The following is a 17,927-nucleotide window of genomic DNA, read 5'->3' on the forward strand; positions in this document are numbered from 1 at the left end:
TCAGGCCGCGACAGCCGGCGCCGCGCCCTGCCAGGCGCGTTCCAGCAGGCTCCGCAGCCCGGCCGCCTCGGGCGGCCGCGGGTTCCAGTAGGGATTGGCGAGCGCCAGTTCGACCGCGCGCGCGATGCCGGCCTCCGGCATGCCGATCGCGCCCAGGCCGCGCGGCGCGCCGATCGCCAGGTTCAGATCATGCAGCGCCAGGCAGGCATCGTCCACCTCGAGCGCCGTCGCGAGGCGCGCCATCACGTCCGGGACGGCCGGCGCGTTGTAGGCGAGCGCGTGCGGCAGCACCAGCGCATGCGTCTGCGCATGCGGCAGGTCGAAGCTGCCGCCCAGCACATGGCAGAGCTTGTGGTGCAGCGCCATGCCGACCGAGCCCAGGCAGACGCCGGCCAGCCAGGCGCCGTAGAGCGCGTCGGCGCGCGCGGCGCGGTTGGCCGGATCGGCATGGATCGCCGGCAGCGCCCTGGCCAGGGCTCGCACGCTGTCCAGCGCGAGCGCATGGATCACCGGGTTCGCGTCGCGCGCGTAGAGCGCCTCCACCGCATGCGCGATCGCGTTCATGCCGCTCATCCCCGACATCTCGACGCCCAGGCCCAGCGTCAGGTCGACGTCGTAGATCACGCATTCCGGCAGGATGCGCGGGCTGCGCCGGGTGGTCTTGATGCCGTTCTCGGTCTCGCCGAGGATCGGCGTCATCTCCGAGCCCGCGTAGGTGGTCGGCAGGATGATCTGCGGCAGGTCGGTGCGCAGGGCGAGCGCCTTCGCGAGACCGGTGGTCGAGCCGCCGCCGATCGCGATCAGCCCGTCGATCTGGCGCGCCTCGACCAGCGCGAGCGCCTCGGCCGTCACCGCCACCGGCGTGTGCATGCGCGCGCCGTCGAAACGCGCGGCATCGCGTGCGCCGAGCAGCCCGGCCAGTTCCTCGGCCACCTCGGCATGCGGCGGCCCATACAGCAGCAAGGCTCGCGAGATGCCGAGCCGCTCGACCGCCTCGCCGAGCTGGGCGCGCGTGCCGTGCCCGAAATGCACCCGGGCCGGCAGTGCCTCGTAGGTGAACGGCAGGCAGGTGTTGACGGCCGCGTAGGGAATCGGATTCATCGCTTCGATCCAGTCAAGGTGGCGCGCATCCGGCTCAACGCCCGAGCCTCAGCAGCCGCTCGGCATTGCCGCGGCCGATCTTGATGCGATCGTTCTCGCTGATCGAGGCATGGTCGAACCAGTCGGCCGCGTGATCCATGTTCTCGAAGGGCCAGTCGGCCGAGAACAGGATGCGGTCCGAACCGATCTCGAGCATCGCGTCGATCAGCGTCTGGGTGCGGAAATTGCCCGAGGTGGTGAGCCAGAAGTTGTTGCGGAAATACTCGGCGATCGGCTTCTCGGCCGGGTAGTTCGGCTTGGCCGACACCCAGGCGTTGCGATTGTCGACGCGCCACATGCTGTAGGGCAGGCCCTCGCCCATGTGCCCGAGGATGATCTGCAGGCGCGGATGCGCGTCGAACAGGCCCGAGCCCATCAGGCGCAAGGCGTGCACCGCGGTTTCCTGCCCGAAGGCCCAGGTCGGCCCCATCAGCCACGAGTGGCCGTCGTAGATCGGCGCGCGGCCCGCCAGCGGATTGCGCGGATGCAGGTAGAACGGCACCTCGAGCGCTTCCAGCGCGGCCCAGAACGGACGATAGCGCGGCAGGTCGTAATAGAGCTCGGCACCATCCTCGGCCTCGCTGAAGCCATTGACCAGCGCGCCGACGAAACCGAGCTCGCGCACGCAGCGCTCGGCCTCGCGGATGGCCTGCTCGGGCGCCTGCATCGGCAGGGCCGCGAAGGCGCGGAAGCGATCGGGGCGGCGCGCCACCTGCTCGGCCAGGTAGTCGTTGGCGCGGCGTGCCAGCTCGACGGCCTGGCGCGGATCGCGGATCGCCTGCACGGCCGGCGCGTTCAGCGACAGCACCATCAGCTCGATGCCGGCGCGATCCATCTCGGCGAGGCGCCGCTCCTGGATGTCGAGCAGGCGGCCGCGCAGCTCCACCCAGTCGTCGGGCGGCACGAAGCCGGCCGAATCCTCGATGGTCTCGGCGATGGCGAAATGCTCCTCGAGCGCGATCTTCTTCACATTGCTGAACGTCATGCCAATCTCCAGTGTCAGGCAGTCGGGGCGAGGCCCGTCCAAGGCACGGGCTCGCGGTTCGGTACATCGCTCAGTCGTGCAGACGAGCGGATGCGGGATAGGGGAAATTCATCTCGGTGCCATCAGTGCTCGACGGCGGCCTCGCGCGCGCCGTCGGCCGATGCCGCGTCCCGAGCTTCGGCGTCGCCCGGCCCGTCGCGCCGCCGCGCCAGGACGAGCGTCATCGCGCAGGAGGCCAGCGCGATCAGCGCCGAGGCCACGAACATCGTGTGCGCCGAGCCGCCCAGCGCAACCAGTTGCCCCGCCGCCACCGGCCCGACGATCGAGCCCGCGCGGCCGATGCCGAGGCCCCAGCCGATGCCGGTGGCGCGGATGCGGGTGGGATAGACCGAGGCGGTCAGCGCATTGATGGCCGGCTGGCCGCCGACGATGCAGATGCCGCCGAGCAGCACCACCGCGAACAGGGCCGGCAGCGGCAGGCCCGGCTGGCCGATCAGCAGGATCGCCAGCGCCGCCGCGACGAAGCCCGGCACCAGCACGCGGAAATAACCGGCGCGGTCGATCAGCAGGCCCATGCCGATCGTGCCTAGCGTGCCGCCCACCTGCAGCAAGGTGCCGATCGCGATCGCCACCGCGCGCGGCTGGCCCAGGTCGCTGACGATGGTCGGCAGCCAGTTCGAGAGGAAGAACAGGTTCAGCAGGTTGGCGAAGTTGAGCCCCCAGAGCAGCAGCGTGGCGCGGGCGCGACCGGCACGGAACAGCTCGGCCACCGGCGCGCCGGCCGGCTTCGCGCCACGCACCTGGTAATGCGCCTCGGCGAGCCGCGCGGCCGGCTGGTGCGGCACGATGCGCCTCACCAGGCGCGCGATGCGTTCGCGGCGCGCGCCGCGCAGCACCAGGAACTGCACCGACTCGGGCAGCATCGCGGCCATCAGCAGGCCGATCGCGAGCGATACCAGGCCACCCGACAGGAACACGGCGCGCCAACCCGCCAGCGGGATCAGCCAACCCGCGATCAGTCCGCCGCACACGGCGCCGGCCGTGAAGCCGCAGGACACCAGCATCATCGTCGAGGCACGCCGGCGCGCCGGGCAGTATTCGCTGACCAGCGCCATCGCATTGCCCATGATCGCGCCCACCCCGGCGCCGCTCAGCGCACGCAGCGCGAGCAGTTGCGCGAGCGTCCGTGCATGCGCGGTGCCCAGCATGCAGAGCCCGGCGAACAGCATCGAGGCCACCAGCACCGGGCGCCGGCCGATCCGGTCGGCCAGCACGCTCAGCGCCAGCGAGCCGAGCAGCATGCCCACCAGGCTCGCCGAGAACACCGAGCCGAGCGCGACACGCGCGATGCCCCAGTCGCGCACCAGCTCCGGCGCGACGAAACCCATCGACTGCACGTCGAAACCGTCGATGATCATCGCCGCGCCGGCCAGCACGAACACCCCGAGCTGGAAGCGGCCGATCGGGCTCGCGTCGATCAGGGCCGGGATGTCCAGCGTCGGCTCCGGGGCGAGGTGCTGCGGTGAAGTGGTGCTCATCGTGATCGGCATGCAGTGGCCGCGCGCGGCGGCGTTCGGGCGTGATCGTGACGGGCACCGCCGGTTCGGCTCGCCCGAAATTTATTTGCAAACGCAAACATGTGTCGAAGTATATATTTGCTTTTGCAAGCAAACATAGGCGTTTACGCGGATATGGCGCGAACGGCAGCGCCGCCGGCCATCAGGCGGCGGCAATCGAAAGCGACAGGCGTCGCGATGCGCGACGAGGAAAACGCAAGGACGGTAAGGAAGCCGGTGAGGTTCGCCGCGTCATGCGCGGCGGCTCGGCAAGGAAAGCGAAACGGGAAAAATGACGGATGCGAGAATCGCGAGCGGTCGAATTTGCCTGGCCATGGCGGCGAGACTCCGGCATGCGACGAACCGCGATTTGCGGCATCGCCGATGCCACCTCGATACGTGGCGCCGGGCTCAGCTCAACGCGTAGTCGAGTACCAGGGTGCCGCGTCCGGCGAAGCCCTTGATCAAGCCGCGCCGCGCGACTTCGCGAAACGCGGCATACACGGTGTTCGGATGAAACCCCAGCGAATCGGCGATGGCCTGCTGGCTCGGCAGGCGATCGCCGGGGCGAAACAGCCCGCCGCGAATCGCCTCCTCGATCTGGTCGGCGATGGCGAAGGCCACATGGCCGCGAATCCGTGAAAAGTCAGGGCGCCAATCTTGCGCGAGACGCGTCGCGCGCGATTCGCTCGCGCGGCCGACTGCGGTTTCGATGAATCCTTGCATGCGATATCCACCTAGTGTGAGAGCCCTTTCACGCCGGCAGGCAATGGAGCGCGATCTCGTGCCGCGCTGACGCCGATCCGGCGGTGCAGCGATTTTGACATCAAACCCCCGCCGGACTCCAGCCTCGCGACGGCTCGCGTGGCATTGCACCACGCATTCGCCGATTCGAGCATTCGCGCGATCCGATTTCGTTTTGCTTCGCTGCACAATAATCGATTGATTCGCCGCCAATGAAACGATGCCCGGCGCGATTCGCAACGATCCCCTCCTTCACCCTGCCTGAAGCGCCCTTCCGGCGCATCTCCCGGCCTGTTTAAATTTCGCCGCAAACCCTTCCCGCAATGGGATCCATTGCCGCCTGGCCGTTTGGAATTCGCTGTCCATTTACTTGAAAGACGCTACGCATCATAGTTTCGCGAAACAAGTTTCAGCAAATAACACGCAGCGCGTACCGACGGAGACATCGATGCTACGCACGCATACAAGGGGCCAATCGGGCGACAGTCGCCCGTCATTCCCGCCGGAACGAGCAGCGCGCACGAGGCGCATCACGTTCGTCCCTTCGCCGATACGGCATTCCTATCCGCATTTTCACGGATGCGTCGCCGCGAGCCACGCAACCCGCATCCGCTTCACGCATTCGTAATTCCGGACGTCGCGGCCGGTGCCCTGGTAGTGCCGGCCGCGCGCCCGAACATCGTCGATCGAACCGCCGCATCCGACGGGCCAGCCAAGGCCCGCGCCCCGATCGACGTCGAGACGCCGGGAATCACCAACAAGGAGGGGGTATGTTCCGTAACACCAAGCCGCGCATGGCGCTGCTGTCCTGTTTCGCGCTCGCGATGCCGTTCTTCGCCGGATGTGGCGGCGGCGACGGCGGCGATCCACCGGCCGCGATCCAGGTCCCGCAATGCTCGGGAAGCAGTTGCCCGGCAAGCGGCTCGACCACCCAGCCGAGCACACCCAACGCACTCTGCCCCAGCACGCTCGACTACTCGACCGTCTATACCGGCGGCTCGGGCAGCGGCGAATACGTCAAGGTCAGCTTCGATACCACCAAGCTGACCTATCAAATGAGCTTCATCCTGTCCTCGGTGCCGGTCAGCGCCGGGCAGATCAACAACACGCGCGCCGGCCAGACCATCACCGGCACCTTCCATCGCGCCACCAACCTGCCGACCGCCGCGCAGAACCAGTGCGCCTTCGTGCTCGACAACGGCGCGAACGCCGACGGCTCGTATTCGATCACGATCAACCCGGCCGATGCGCCCACGCTGTTCGTCGGCAACGGCGTGGTGGGCGGCGGGATTCCCGGCGCGACCATCGCCTTCCCCGGCATCGAGCTCGCGCCTGGTTTCACGCTCGGCACGGTGCCCTCGCGCAGCTTCGATTTCTTCCCTTACATCGGCTTCACCGATACCGAGACTGATTTCACCAAGGTGGCGGGCAACTACAACGAACTGGGCATCCACCTGTCGCCGACCGGCACGGGCTACCAGACGGCGCAGCCGCAAGGCTGGCAGCCGGACGTGATCAACTGGAACGAAACGCTGAACGCCGACGGCTCCTGCTCGATCACGGCCGGCAGCGACTACTCGTGCCATACGACCGGTACGCCGTGGACGCTGCGCACCAACACCGACGGCTCCGCCGACAACGTGTTCGTCAGCAAGCCGACCTCGGCGGGTACGGCCTATACCAGCGCCGGCCAGGGCCAGCCGATCGTGCTGCTCGCGCCGAGCCAGGCGCAGGGGATCATGATCGTCGGCAAGCTGCGCGGCGCGCTGATCCCGATCGTGATCCGGGTCGGTTACGCCTCGACGCCGCCGGGTGATCTGCTCGACACGGTCGCCGACGCGGAAATCGGCATCTCGGCGCTCGCCCCGGCCACGCCGCTCGCCGCGAACTCGCTGACCGGCGGCTTCATCGGCGCGACCAGCGCATCGGCCTGCGGGATCGTGGCCAACAATGGTCCGTCGACTTCGCCGGCCGCGAGCTCGCCGGGCTTCGACGCCAGCAAACCGCATCCGAACCTGCCGGGCGTCTATGCCAACGGCAACTTCGATCCATCGGCCGGCAACTGCCTGGATGGCACCGCGGTTTCGACCTACGGCACGAACTACACGTCCACGCTGTTCAGCGGCGCCACGGCCGCCTTCGTCAACCCGCTGACCTCGCTGGCCTCGAGCACCTTCTCGCTCGACTACACGCAGGCCACGCCGGGCCTGGTGAAGGTCACCGCGCTGCAGGACTTCAACGCGGTCAACACCGCCGGCAACGTGGCGATCTTCAAGCAGGGTGCCACCGGCTGGGCGATCAAGGTCGGCGAGGTCTACGCGATGGTGGTGAACGACAGCCAGTTCAACCCGTTCTTCACGGTCGGCGCGTTCGTGCAGTAAGACGGCATTCGAGGTATTCGCAGCAGCAGGCGCAGTAATCGGTACGGATCGGCGGCAGCACCCCTGCCGCCGATCTCGCCGATGGCCAAATCGGTAGGATGCCTACCGATATGGAATCCTGAGAGAAGCGAGGGGGACGTCAGCGCGGGCGGCGCGCGGCGTACCGGGCGGCGCGTCACATCATGCATCGATCAAACGATGCGCCGCCGCCCGGCAACGGGCATCGAGGCTCCGTTGCCGGCCATGCTGGACTGTTTCGACCGGGCGCGTCCGCGCGGACGCAAGCGGTTACCCGCGGAACGCGGGCGGTACGCCGCCCGACGTCCGCTCACCCATGGCGGTTCGCCGCCGTTCGTCAATTGAGGCACGCATCATGACTATTCGAAAAGTGGCTTCCCTTGTCGTTGCTCTGGCTGTTTCGTCGGCGCTGGCCGCGCCGGCATTCGCCGTCACGGTTTCGCGCGCTGACGGCAATCCGATGAATCCCAACGGCGAGCCGTTCTCGGCCACCGGAGGTACCACGCTGACGAAGGGCACGATCGTCGCGAACTGCCTGGCAACCTTCAACGGCACGATCACGTCCAGCGGTATCGTCACGATCACTTCGACGACCTTCACACCGGCGAGCAGTGCCTTATGCGGCCTGATCCAGGGCAGCGCCACGAGCACCAATCCGTGGACGGGCCAGGCTGATACGGCCACGCAGTTGACCATTAACAACGCCCAGGTCAACGCCTCGATTCTCGGTACCTGCGGTCCGAGCCAAGTCGTGACGACCTGGAACAACGGCGGTTCATCGCTGACGTTCAACAACGCGGTTCTGACGCCGAACTGCTCGGTCAGCGGCACGGTCACGACCTCGCCGAAACTCCTCGTCCAATAAACCGCGACGCGCCGGAGCGTAGGGCCGCGCGCCGGAGCGAATCGTGGAATCGGGCAGGACCTGGCAGGATCGAACGGGGGGGTGTCGCGCGCACCACCCCGTTTTTTCTTGGTGAAGCGGCACAAGCGCGGAAATGGAAAACCGATGCGCAGGCCGCGCACGGCGTCAACCTCACGAATGCGGCGTCGAAAAAGCCGCTGCACATACCCGGACCCGAAAGCAAAACGGGCCGGCACCCGGCCAGCCCGTATTCCCCATCGCTCAGTTGCGCAGCGGCGCCGCTTGCGCGGCAGGCTCGTGCGCCAGATTGATCATCAGCGCGATCAATTCGACAAACTCGTCTTCCGGCAGGTGATCCGACCAGAACCGGTAATCGCGCTCGCTCATCTCGAAGAAGCCCTGCCCCAGCGCACGCACCTTGTCGAGCACGCGGTCGCGCGCCTCGGCGTCTTCCAGCCAGTCCGGCAAGACGTCGCCGCGCTGCGGGAAACGGTCCCGGATCCGTTGCTTCAGTTTGTACCCCGTAATGCCTCTCATGCCTGGCCCCGATTGTATTGTTGTGGTGCCGCTGTCTCGCGGTTCATGCAGCCGTAGCGTCGCGCGGCCTCGCCCGCGGCGACATCAGGCAATACCCGCGCCTCGCGTCCGTCGCCGCCGGCCCGGGCAAAGCCGCGCGCCGAGCCGGGACGACCCGTCAGTAAATCCATCGAAGTTCGCTCACGCAATCGTTGCACCTTGGGAGTTTGACCTGAATCAATCCGATTCATGCTGATTGACGGTCGGGCGCGGCAGAACTTGAGAGGTGCCTGTGAGATCCCTGAGAACGCCATCGCCGACTGGCGCGATGGGCAATGGCGGCATGGCGGAATCGCCCGCGGATGCCATTCGTTTCACGGGATCATTTTGTGATCGCCATCAGAAAAACTGAAGGCTCGAATAAAAAATACTCGCTTGGTCGGCCTGGACGATTCTGGGATAGTGCCTGTCATATTGCCGCCACATAACACGCAGCGAGCGCGGCATCGATCCGATCCCGAACCGACTTTCCAGACAGGAGACCCGTTATGCCCGCCCACTCGCCGCTCGACGCAGCCGAATCCCTCGCCGTCGAGGGCAGCCTCGCCGCCCTCGCGCAGGCCAAGGCCGCCACGCCCTACCAGGCGGTGCTGCGGAACCCGACCTGCGCGCTCGCCAGCAATGCCGGCGAACGCCCGGACGTGGCGAGCAGCGCGATCCTCGGCTACAACTGAGCGAGCCGGACCGGCCGGGTTCTCAGTCGGGGTAGTTGGCGTCCACCTCGAAGTGCGCGAGCTTGAGGATCGTGCGCAGCGTGCGCGGGTGGATGTCGCGGCCGCCGGCCAGCGAGCCGAGGATGAAGTCGAGCGCGCGGCCGTAGCGATAGAGCGCGAGCCAGCTCTCGGTATCGCCGGGTTGCGCATGCAGGTGCTCGGCCACGCGCAGCATGCTGGTCGACAGGGCGCGCGCCATGTCGAGTTCGATGCGTTGCTTCTCGCCCCATTCGGCCGGTTGCGGCTGCGTCAGCAGTTTCGCCAGGAAGGCCTGGAATTGCGCGTCGGATTGGTTCGGGCAGGTATCCATGATTCGTTCCGTCAGGCGTTGCCGGACCGCTCGGCGGCCCGTATGTCGTTGATGACGGTTCTTCAGCAGAATTCGTACCAGCTCCGGCGAATCTTTAGCGCGTCGCATTCGATCGGCGCCGAAGCCAGTCCCGATAAGGACCCGCGGGATTCCTGCGGTTTCCCGCGATGCGTTTGCGCGCCGCGCGCCGATGCCGGCAAGTGCGCGATGTGTCACCGATGTAACGTGACATGCGCGGCCCGGCACGCCACGCGGCAACACTTCTCAAGTTTTGTTGACACTGCGCGCGACCCGGAAAGGCCGGGCTATAATCCGCGCCATGCGACTGCTCCGCACCCTTTTCATCCTGCTGCTTTGCGCGACGCTGCCCCTGAGCGGGCTGGCGGCGAGCGGGCTGACGGGCGCCTGCCCGATGATGCAGGCAGGGATGGGACAGGACGGCGCGAGCGCCATGCCGGAAATGGGCGGCATGCCGGGCATGTCGGCCAGCGCCATGAACGGCATGGCCGGGATGGCCGGCTGCGACGACATGAAACCGGCGCCGGCCGGCCAGCACAAGGCCGGCGGACATCTCTGCAAGATGTCGGCGCAATGCCAGTTCGGCAACCTCTATCACCCGCCCCTGCGCGCCGACCTCAGCCGGCCCGCCTCGCTGACCCAGCCGCTGCGCTTCCACTACACCGAATCGCTGGTGGTGCGCGACCCGAACGGCCTGTGGCGCCCTCCACGTCTCGTCTGATCCCGCAATGACCGGTTCACCGCCTGCGCGGTGAGTGTCGTCCCGTCCACGGGACACGGAATCCGTTCGCGATTCCGCTGTTGGGGTTAGATCATGTCCTTCCATACCGGCGCGCCGTCGATGCGGCGCGCCTTCTCGCGCGCGCCCGCCCTGGCGGCCGTCGCGCTGTTCGCGGCTGCCGCCCAGGCGCAGACGCCCGCTTCCGCCGGACCGGCCGCCGATGCGGCCGCCAATCCGGTAATCCATCCGGGAAACAGCGCTCGCGCAAAACCGGCAACCGATCTGGTTGTTGGCGCTGGCACCAATTCGGCAACCGATCCGGCTGCTGGCGCTAGCGCCAAACCAGCAACCGACCCGGCCGCCAGCGCCGCCGCCCTCGCGCCGCCGCCCTTCACGCTCGAGGCCGCGCTGCAATCGGCGGCCGAGCGCTCGGCCGCCATGCAGGCCGCCCAGGCCTCGGTGCGCGCCAGCGGCGAGGCTGCCGTCAAGGCCGGCCAGCTTCCCGACCCGACGCTGAAGGCCGGCGTCGACAACCTGCCCGTGACGGGCGGCCAGCGCTACACGATCGGCCAGGACTTCATGACGATGCGGCGCATCGGCATCGAGCAGCAATGGGTTTCGCGCGACAAGCGCCGGCTGCGCACGGCGCTGGCCGACCAGCGCACCGGCCGCGAACGCGCCGGCTACCTGATGGAGCTGGCGACGGTCCGCCAACAGACCGCCACGGCCTGGCTCGACGCCGCCTACGCCAAAGCGGCGCTGGCCCTGCGCGAGCAGCTCGCCGCGCGCATGGACGAGGAACTGGCGGCGACGCGCGCCGCCTATCGCGGCGGCGCGAAATCCGGCGGTGCCGCCGACGTGGTGGCCGCCCAGGCCCTGCAGGCGCAGGCACGCGACCAGGTGCTGGCCGCCCGCCAGGCGCTGCAAAGCGCGCTGATCGCGCTGTCGCGCTGGACCGCGCGCCCGGTCGGCGACGTGGCCGGCGCGCCGCCCGCGCCCGAGTCCTACGTGTCCTCGCTGCCGCCCGAGGCACTGCGGCTGGCGCAGCCGACGCTGATCGCCGCCTCCGACGACATCGCCGTGGCCGAGGCCGATACGGCCGTCGCCACCAGCGAGCGCAAGCCCGACTGGACCTGGGAGATCGCCTACCAGCAGCGCGGCGGCGCCTACTCGAACATGGTGTCGATCGGCGTGTCGATCCCGCTGCCGATCAACCGCCGCGACCGCCAGGATCGCGACGTGGCCGAGAAGGCCGAGCTGGCCAGCAAGGCGCGGCTCGGCTACGAGGACACCGAACGACAGGTCGAGGCCGACATCCGCAACGATTCGGCCGTGCTGAGCAGCGGCCGCGAGCGCATCGCCAATCTGCGCGCGGCCCTGCTGCCGGCCGCCGCGCAGCGCGTGCAACTGGCCGACGCCGCCTATCGCGCCGGCACCGGCTCGCTGGCCGACAGCTTCGCGGCCCGGCGCGCGCAGCTCGATGCCGAGTTGCAGGTGCTCGAGCTGCAACGCGAGGTATCGCGCACCTGGGCCCGGCTCGAATACCAGGTGGTGCCGTCCACCCTGGCCGCTGCGCAATGAGGGAGCCCATCATGACGATCCGTTCCCTTTCCCTGCGCGCGACGCTCGCGCTGGTCGCCGGCGCGGCCCTGCTCGGCGCCGGCTACCTGGCCGGCAGCCGCCATCGCGGCGGCGGCGATTCGTTGGCCGCTGCCGCGGCACCTTCGGCCGGCGGCGCGCCCGCCCCGCGCAAGGTGCTCTACTGGCACGACCCGATGGTGCCGAACCAGCACTTCGACAAACCCGGCAAGTCGCCCTTCATGGACATGCAGCTGCAGCCCGTCTATGCCGACGGCGACGACGGCGCGCCCGGCGCGCAGCCGGGCATCCGCATCGACGCCGGCCTGCAGCAGGACCTCGGGATCCGCTACGCGAAGGTCCAGCGCCGCGAGACCCGCGACGGCATCGACGCGATCGGCACCACCCAGTTCGACGAATCGCGCGCCGAGGTCGTGCAGTCGCGCGTGACCGGCTACATCGACCGTCTCTATGCGAACGCGCCGCAGCAGCGCATCGCCAGGGGCGCGCCGGTGGCCTCGCTGTTCGTGCCGGACTGGCTCGCGCCGCAGGAGGAATACCTGGCGCTGCGCCGCGGCTCGGGCGGTGCCAGCGGCTCGGGCAGCGCCGCCGATGCCGCGCTGCTCGACGCGGCGCGCGCGCGGATGCGGGCGCTGTCGATCCCCGACGCGCTGGTGGCCGCGGCCGAGCGCAGCGGTCGCGCGCAGACCCACCTCACGCTGGCCGCGCCCGACAGCGGCGTGGTGAGCGAGCTGGACCTGCGCGAAGGCGCGATGGTCGCGCCGGGCCAGACCATCGCCAAGATCAACGGGCTCTCGACGCTGTGGCTGCTGGTCGAGATCCCCGAGGCGCTGGCGCTGCGCGTGCGGCCCGGCATGGCCGTCGACGCGACGCCCGCCGCCGATCCCTCGCGCCACATCCAGGGCCGCCTGCGCGAGATCCTGCCCGGCATCGACACCGGCAGCCGCACCCTGCAGGCGCGCGTCGAGCTCGACAATCGCTCGCTGGCGCTCACCCCCGGCATGCTGATGCGGGTGCGCGTCGACGGCGGCGCGACGCGCTCGCGGCTGATGGTGCCGTCCGAGGCGGTGATCGTCACCGGCAAGCGCAGCGTGGTGATCGTGCGCGATGCCGACGGCAAGCTGCGCCCGGCCACCGTCAGCGTCGGCCGCGACCTGGGCGACTTCACCGAGGTGCTCGACGGCCTCGGCGAAGGCGAGACGGTGGTGGCCTCGGGCCAGTTCCTGATCGACTCGGAAGCCAGCCTGAAATCGGTGCTGCCGCGTCTCGAGCACGATGCCGCGAGTAGCGAGGCAGGAGGTACAGCCGGGAATGCAGCACGCAACGGCCCCGGCACGATGGACACCTCGTCCCGGCCAGCCGCATCGTCGGACGCGTCCGCGATGTCGTCGATGCCTGCCTCCCCCGCATCCGCCGCCGACGCGGCCGGCCTCTACGAGACCACCGGCCGCATCGAGCACATCGACGCGCAGGCCATCACGCTCTCGCACCAGCCGGTCCCCGCGCTCGGCTGGCCGGCGATGACCATGAGCTTCGAGAAACCCTCGCCCGGCGCCTTCGCCGACGCGAAGGTCGGCCAGACCGTGCGCTTCGCGTTCCGCCATGCCGGCGAGGGCTACCGCCTGAGCGCCGTCGAACCGAGCGGAGGCCCGCAATGATCGCGCACCTGATCCGCTGGTCGATCCGCCATCGCCTGCTGGTGCTGCTGGCCACGCTGCTGCTGGCGGCCTGGGGCCTGCAGTCGCTGCGCGAGACGCCGCTCGACGCGCTGCCGGACCTGTCCGATACGCAGGTCATCATCAAGGTCTCCTATCCCGGCCAGGCGCCGCAACTGATCGAGGACCAGGTCACCTACCCGCTCACCACCACCCTGCTCGGCGTGCCGGGGGCGAAGACGATCCGCGCCTATTCCTCGTTCGGCGACGCCTTCGTCTACGTGCTGTTCGACGACAAGACCGATCCCTACTGGGCGCGCTCGCGCGTGCTCGAATCGCTCAACCAGGTGCAGGGCCGCCTGCCGCCCGGCGCGACGGTCACGCTCGGCCCCGACGCGACCGGGGTAGGCTGGGTCTATGAATACGCGCTGGTCGACCGCAGCGGCCGGCACGATCTCGGGCAACTGCGCGCGCTCAACGACTGGTTCCTGCGCTTCGAGCTGAAGACCGTGCCCGACGTGTCGGAGGTGGCCAGCCTGGGCGGCATGGTGCGCCAGTACCAGGTGGTGCTGGACCCGGACCGGATGCGCGCCTACGGCGTCACGCAGGCGATGGTGACCGACGCGCTGGCGCGGGCCAACCGCGAGGCGGGCGGCTCGGTGGTGGAGATGGCCGAGTCGGAATACGTGGTGCACGCCTCCGGCTACCTGCGCACGCTCGACGATTTCCGCCAGGTGGTGCTGCGCACCAACGCGGCCGGCACGCCGCTGCTGCTCGGCGACGTGGCGCGCATCCAGATCGGCCCCGAGGCGCGGCGCGGCGTGGTCGAGCTGAACGGCCAGGGCGAGGTGGCGGGCGGCGTGGTGGTGATGCGCTCCGGCAAGAACGCGTTGAGCACCATCGAGGGCGTCAAGGCGAAGCTGGCGGAACTGAAGCGCTCGCTGCCTGCCGGCGTCGAGATCGTCACCACCTACGACCGCTCCGGCCTGATCGAGCGCGCCGTCGACAATCTCGAGGGCAAGCTGGTCGAGGAGTTCGTGATCGTCGCCCTGGTCTGCGCGCTGTTCCTGTTCCACCTGCGCAGCGCGCTGGTGGCGATCCTGTCGCTGCCGCTGGGCGTGCTGGCCGCCTTCATCGTGATGCGCCACCAGGGCATCAACGCGAACCTGATGTCGCTGGGCGGCATCGCGATCGCGATCGGCGCGATGATCGACGCGGCGATCGTGATGATCGAGAACGCCCACAAGCATCTGGAGGCGTACCAGCACGCGCATCCGGGCGAGCCGCTGGCGGCCGCGCGACGCTGGGAGCTGATCGCGCACGCGGCTGCCGAGGTGGGCCCGGCGCTGTTCTTCTCGCTGCTGATCATCACGCTCTCGTTCGTGCCGGTGTTCACGCTGGAAGGCCAGGAAGGCAGGCTGTTCGCGCCGCTCGCCTATACCAAGACCTACACCATCGCCGCCGCGGCCGGGCTGTCGGTGACCCTGGTGCCGGTGCTGATGGGCTACCTGATCCGCGGGCGCATTCCGCCGGAGCACGCCAACCCGATCAACCGCTGGCTGACCCGGCTCTACGCGCCGCTGATCGCGGCCACGCTGCGGCGGCCCTGGGCCGCGATCGGCCTGGCCGCGCTGGCGCTGCTGCTGACGGCGATCCCGCTCAGCCGCCTGGGCGGCGAGTTCATGCCGCCGCTCGACGAGGGCGACCTGCTCTACATGCCCACCGCGCTGCCCGGCATCTCGGTCGACAAGGCCGCCGAGCTGCTGCAGCAGACCGATCGGCTGATCCGCACCGTGCCCGAGGTCGAGACCGTGTTCGGCAAGTCGGGGCGCGCCGATTCGGCCACCGATCCAGCGCCGCTCGAGATGTTCGAGACCACCATCCGCTTCAAGCCGCGCAGCCAGTGGCGGCCCGGCATGACGCCACGAAAGCTGGTGGACGAACTCGATCGGATCGTGCGCGTGCCGGGGCTCTCGAACGTCTGGGTGCCGCCGATCCGCAACCGGCTCGACATGCTGTCCACCGGCATCAAGACGCCGGTCGGCGTGAAGATCACCGGGCCCGAGCTGGCCGGCATCGATCGCGTCGCGGCCCAGGTCGAGCAGGCCGTGAAAGGCGTGCCGGGCGTGAGCTCCGCGCTGGCCGAGCGCCTCAACGGCGGACGCTACATCGACGTCGACATCGACCGCCTGGCGGCCGCGCGCTACGGGCTGTCGGTGGCCGAGCTGCAGTCCTTCGTCACCACCGCGATCGGCGGCGAGAACGTCGGCGAGGTGATCGCGGGCCGCGAGCGCTACCCGATCTCGGTGCGCTACCCGCGCGAGGTGCGCGACTCGCTCGACGTGCTGCGGCAGTTGCCGGTGCTGACCGAACGCGGCGCGCAACTGCGGCTCGGCGACGTGGCGCGCCTGTCGATCGCCGACGGCCCGCCGATGATCCGCAGCGAGAACGCGCGCCTGGCCGGCTACGTCTACATCGACATCCGCGATACCGACCTGCGCTCGGCGGTGCTCGCGATGCAGCGCGCGGTGGCGCGGCAGGTGACGCTGCCGCCCGGTTACTCGATCGCCTGGTCCGGGCAGTTCGAGTACCTGGAGCGCGCCGCCGCGAAGCTGCGCACCGTGGTGCCGGTCACCCTGGCGGTGATCTTCGTGCTGCTGTTGCTGACCTTCGGCTCGGCCGCCGACGCGGCGCTGCTGATGAGCACCGTGCCGTTCGCGCTGGTCGGCGGCTTCTGGCTGATCTGGCTGCTCGGCCATGCGGTGTCGGTGGCCACCGCGGTGGGCTTCATCGCGCTGGCCGGGGTGGCCGCCGAGTTCGGCGTGGTGATGCTGCTCTACCTGAAGGGCGCGCTGCAACGCCGGCTGGATGCCGGCGAGCCGCTCAGCGAGGCGTTGCTGGCCGAGGCGATCCGCGAGGGCGCGGTGCAGCGCGTGCGCCCCAAGGCCATGACGGTGGCGGTGGTGCTGGCCGGGCTGGTGCCGATCCTGCTCGGCCAGGGCACCGGCTCCGAGGTGATGCAGCGCATCGCCGCGCCGATGGTGGGCGGCATGATCACCGCGCCGCTGCTGTCGATGTTCGTGATTCCGGCCGCCTGGTTCCTGCTGCAACGCCGCCGCGTGCGGCGCGCGGCCCGGGCGCGCCATGACCTTTCCCCCACCTCGGGCACGACCGTGCCCGTCATTTCCACCGGAGATAACCGATGAACCCGATGTTTTCCGCTTTTGCCTCCCGCGCCTCCTTGCGCTTTCCCGCCCGCTTTCCGGCCCGCTCTCTGGCCGTGCTCGGCGCCCTGGCCGCCGCGCTCGGTGCCGCCGCCACGCCGGCGCTGGCCGACGACGACATGGCCGGCATGAAGATGGCCGCGCCCGCCGACACGGCCAAGGATGCGGGCCTGGCCGATGCCGAGGTGCGCAAGGTCGATCCCGCCACCGGCATGATCACGCTCAAGCACGGCACGCTGGCCAACCTCGGCATGCCGGCCATGACCATGGCCTACAAGGCCCGGGACGCCGCGATGCTCCAACAGGCGCATGCCGGCGACAAGGTGCGCGTGCGCGTCGAGAACGTGAACGGCACGCTGACCATCGTCAAGCTCGCCAAGCCCTCCTGATCGCGCTCCATCGAGGCCGCGCGCGACGCGTCGAACGCGTCGCGCGAGCGCCGCCTCGGCAGGCGCGTTTATCCGGCCTGCACGCCGACCTGGCGCAGGTCGACCACCGGCTCGAACGGCAGCCCGAGCGAGCGGAAGAAGGCCCCCACCTGCGGCAGCCAGAGCCGCACGCCGGCCGGCGTATCGAAGAAGTCGTGCGAATTGCTGCCGAACACGCCGATATCGACATACCGCGCCTCGGCGGCCGACCCACGCGCCTGCTCGCGATAGGCGCCGAACATGCGCTGCGGCAAAGGTTGCGGCCACAACTGGTCGTTATCGCCGTAGAACCACAGCGAGGGGTAATGCGCCGCGCCGCCGTAGCGCGCGTAGGTGTCGACCAGCGCGTCCTGCCAGCCGGCGCACGCGCTCTTGCGCACCCCGCCCGAGAAATTCACCAGCCCCAGCACGCCGGGAATGCGCCGCGTACCGAGCGCGATGGTGGTCAGCCCGCCATCGGATTGCCCCGCGATCACGATGCGCGAACGATCCACGTAAGGCAGCTTGACCAGCGAATCGATCGCGGCCGCCACGTCGGCGGCCTCGTCGATGCCATGGCGGGCGCTGTCGCAGCGATCGCCGTGATAGACGCCGCCCGAGCCTGCGAAACCCTCGCGCATCGGAATCGCCACCACGTAGCCGCGCCGCACGAACTGGGCCGCCACGCGCAGATGGCGCGAGCGCGGCTGCCGACGCGCGTCGCCGGGGTTCTTGCCGTGGTTGAGCACCACCAGCGGGAACGGCCCGGGGCCGGGCGGCTTGAAGACGGTGGTCTGCAATTCGATGGCGCCATTGCCTGGGTTGCCCGGGTTGCCTGGATACCGCGGCAGCATCAGCACCTGTTCGCCGAGCCGCGCGTCGAGTTGCGGTGCCGCCTGCGCGCTGCTGTCGACGGGATTCGCGCCGGCGGCCGGGACGCAACCGGCCGCGGCGAGGCCAAGTGCCAGCGCCAGCGCGGCGAGCACCGGCGCGCGGCGCGGGCGGATCACGCCGG

At 69.5% G+C, this 17,927-nt stretch carries 16 protein-coding genes; 9 read left to right on the top strand and 7 right to left on the bottom strand.

Features of this window, described 5'->3' with window-relative positions; genetic code table 11:
• From F3J18_RS16940 to F3J18_RS16950, 3 genes are all read right to left on the bottom strand, one after another.
• Nucleotides 1-1,101, bottom strand: coding sequence for a maleylacetate reductase (locus tag F3J18_RS16940; protein ID WP_166913425.1), 1,101 nt, complete (start codon nucleotides 1,099-1,101; stop codon nucleotides 1-3).
• Nucleotides 1,102-1,135: 34 nt separating this feature from the next.
• Nucleotides 1,136-2,125, bottom strand: coding sequence for an amidohydrolase family protein (locus F3J18_RS16945; RefSeq protein ID WP_166913426.1), 990 nt, complete (start codon nucleotides 2,123-2,125; stop codon nucleotides 1,136-1,138).
• Nucleotides 2,126-2,247: 122 nt separating this feature from the next.
• Complete coding sequence (locus tag F3J18_RS16950; protein ID WP_240154575.1) at nucleotides 2,248-3,663, bottom strand: MFS transporter; 1,416 nt, start codon at nucleotides 3,661-3,663, stop codon at nucleotides 2,248-2,250.
• A gap of 47 nt (nucleotides 3,664-3,710) precedes the next feature.
• Here F3J18_RS16950 and F3J18_RS16955 point away from each other — a divergent pair, with 47 nt between their 5' ends.
• Nucleotides 3,711-3,977: a hypothetical protein gene (locus tag F3J18_RS16955; RefSeq protein WP_152554342.1), complete on the top strand. Its 267-nt coding sequence runs from the start codon at nucleotides 3,711-3,713 to the stop codon at nucleotides 3,975-3,977.
• 115 nt (nucleotides 3,978-4,092) lie between these two features.
• Here F3J18_RS16955 and F3J18_RS38190 read toward each other — a convergent pair whose 3' ends face one another.
• On the bottom strand, nucleotides 4,093-4,665 hold the full coding sequence (locus F3J18_RS38190) for a winged helix-turn-helix domain-containing protein (protein ID WP_240154574.1): 573 nt from the start codon (nucleotides 4,663-4,665) through the stop codon (nucleotides 4,093-4,095).
• 530 nt (nucleotides 4,666-5,195) lie between these two features.
• On the opposite strand from F3J18_RS38190, the gene F3J18_RS16965 reads away from it, so the two are divergent.
• Nucleotides 5,196-6,806, top strand: a complete 1,611-nt coding sequence (locus tag F3J18_RS16965; protein WP_166913428.1) for a DUF2957 domain-containing protein — start codon at nucleotides 5,196-5,198, stop codon at nucleotides 6,804-6,806.
• Between the two features lie 373 nt (nucleotides 6,807-7,179).
• A complete protein-coding gene (locus F3J18_RS16970) occupies nucleotides 7,180-7,689 on the top strand; it encodes a hypothetical protein (protein ID WP_166913429.1) in 510 nt (169 codons plus the stop codon).
• A gap of 261 nt (nucleotides 7,690-7,950) precedes the next feature.
• Here F3J18_RS16970 and F3J18_RS16975 read toward each other — a convergent pair whose 3' ends face one another.
• Nucleotides 7,951-8,226: a hypothetical protein gene (locus tag F3J18_RS16975; protein WP_025097922.1), complete on the bottom strand. Its 276-nt coding sequence runs from the start codon at nucleotides 8,224-8,226 to the stop codon at nucleotides 7,951-7,953.
• 527 nt (nucleotides 8,227-8,753) lie between these two features.
• Between F3J18_RS16975 and F3J18_RS16980 the strand changes: the two genes are divergently transcribed.
• Entirely contained in the window at nucleotides 8,754-8,939 is a 186-nt protein-coding gene (locus F3J18_RS16980) for a hypothetical protein (protein WP_166913430.1), read from the top strand.
• Between the two features lie 22 nt (nucleotides 8,940-8,961).
• Here the strand turns inward: F3J18_RS16980 and F3J18_RS16985 are convergent, their stop codons facing one another.
• The gene (locus F3J18_RS16985) at nucleotides 8,962-9,288 is read right to left on the bottom strand and encodes a hypothetical protein (RefSeq protein WP_013690634.1); all 327 of its coding nucleotides are present in this window, start codon (nucleotides 9,286-9,288) and stop codon (nucleotides 8,962-8,964) included.
• A 319-nt stretch (nucleotides 9,289-9,607) separates the two neighbouring features.
• Here F3J18_RS16985 and F3J18_RS16990 point away from each other — a divergent pair, with 319 nt between their 5' ends.
• The 5 genes from F3J18_RS16990 (at nucleotide 9,608) to F3J18_RS17010 (ending at nucleotide 16,894) form a co-directional block, all read left to right on the top strand.
• Nucleotides 9,608-10,027, top strand: coding sequence for a hypothetical protein (locus F3J18_RS16990; RefSeq protein WP_166913431.1), 420 nt, complete (start codon nucleotides 9,608-9,610; stop codon nucleotides 10,025-10,027).
• A gap of 93 nt (nucleotides 10,028-10,120) precedes the next feature.
• Complete coding sequence (locus F3J18_RS16995) at nucleotides 10,121-11,608, top strand: TolC family protein (RefSeq protein WP_166913432.1); 1,488 nt, start codon at nucleotides 10,121-10,123, stop codon at nucleotides 11,606-11,608.
• Nucleotides 11,609-11,619: 11 nt separating this feature from the next.
• Nucleotides 11,620-13,284, top strand: a complete 1,665-nt coding sequence (locus tag F3J18_RS17000; RefSeq protein ID WP_166913433.1) for an efflux RND transporter periplasmic adaptor subunit — start codon at nucleotides 11,620-11,622, stop codon at nucleotides 13,282-13,284.
• Nucleotides 13,281-16,487, top strand: coding sequence for an efflux RND transporter permease subunit (locus F3J18_RS17005; RefSeq protein ID WP_166913434.1), 3,207 nt, complete (start codon nucleotides 13,281-13,283; stop codon nucleotides 16,485-16,487). The genes F3J18_RS17000 and F3J18_RS17005 overlap by 4 nt, the downstream gene beginning before the upstream one ends.
• Nucleotides 16,484-16,894, top strand: a complete 411-nt coding sequence (locus F3J18_RS17010; protein ID WP_240154782.1) for a copper-binding protein — start codon at nucleotides 16,484-16,486, stop codon at nucleotides 16,892-16,894. The genes F3J18_RS17005 and F3J18_RS17010 overlap by 4 nt, the downstream gene beginning before the upstream one ends.
• Before the next feature lie 68 nt (nucleotides 16,895-16,962).
• Here F3J18_RS17010 and F3J18_RS17015 read toward each other — a convergent pair.
• The coding region (locus F3J18_RS17015; RefSeq protein ID WP_240156402.1) for a prolyl oligopeptidase family serine peptidase at nucleotides 16,963-17,927 on the bottom strand (965 nt) is incomplete at its 5' end.

This window comes from Burkholderia sp. Ax-1720 (genome assembly GCF_011753035.1).
Taxonomy (GTDB): domain Bacteria; phylum Pseudomonadota; class Gammaproteobacteria; order Burkholderiales; family Burkholderiaceae; genus Burkholderia; species Burkholderia gladioli.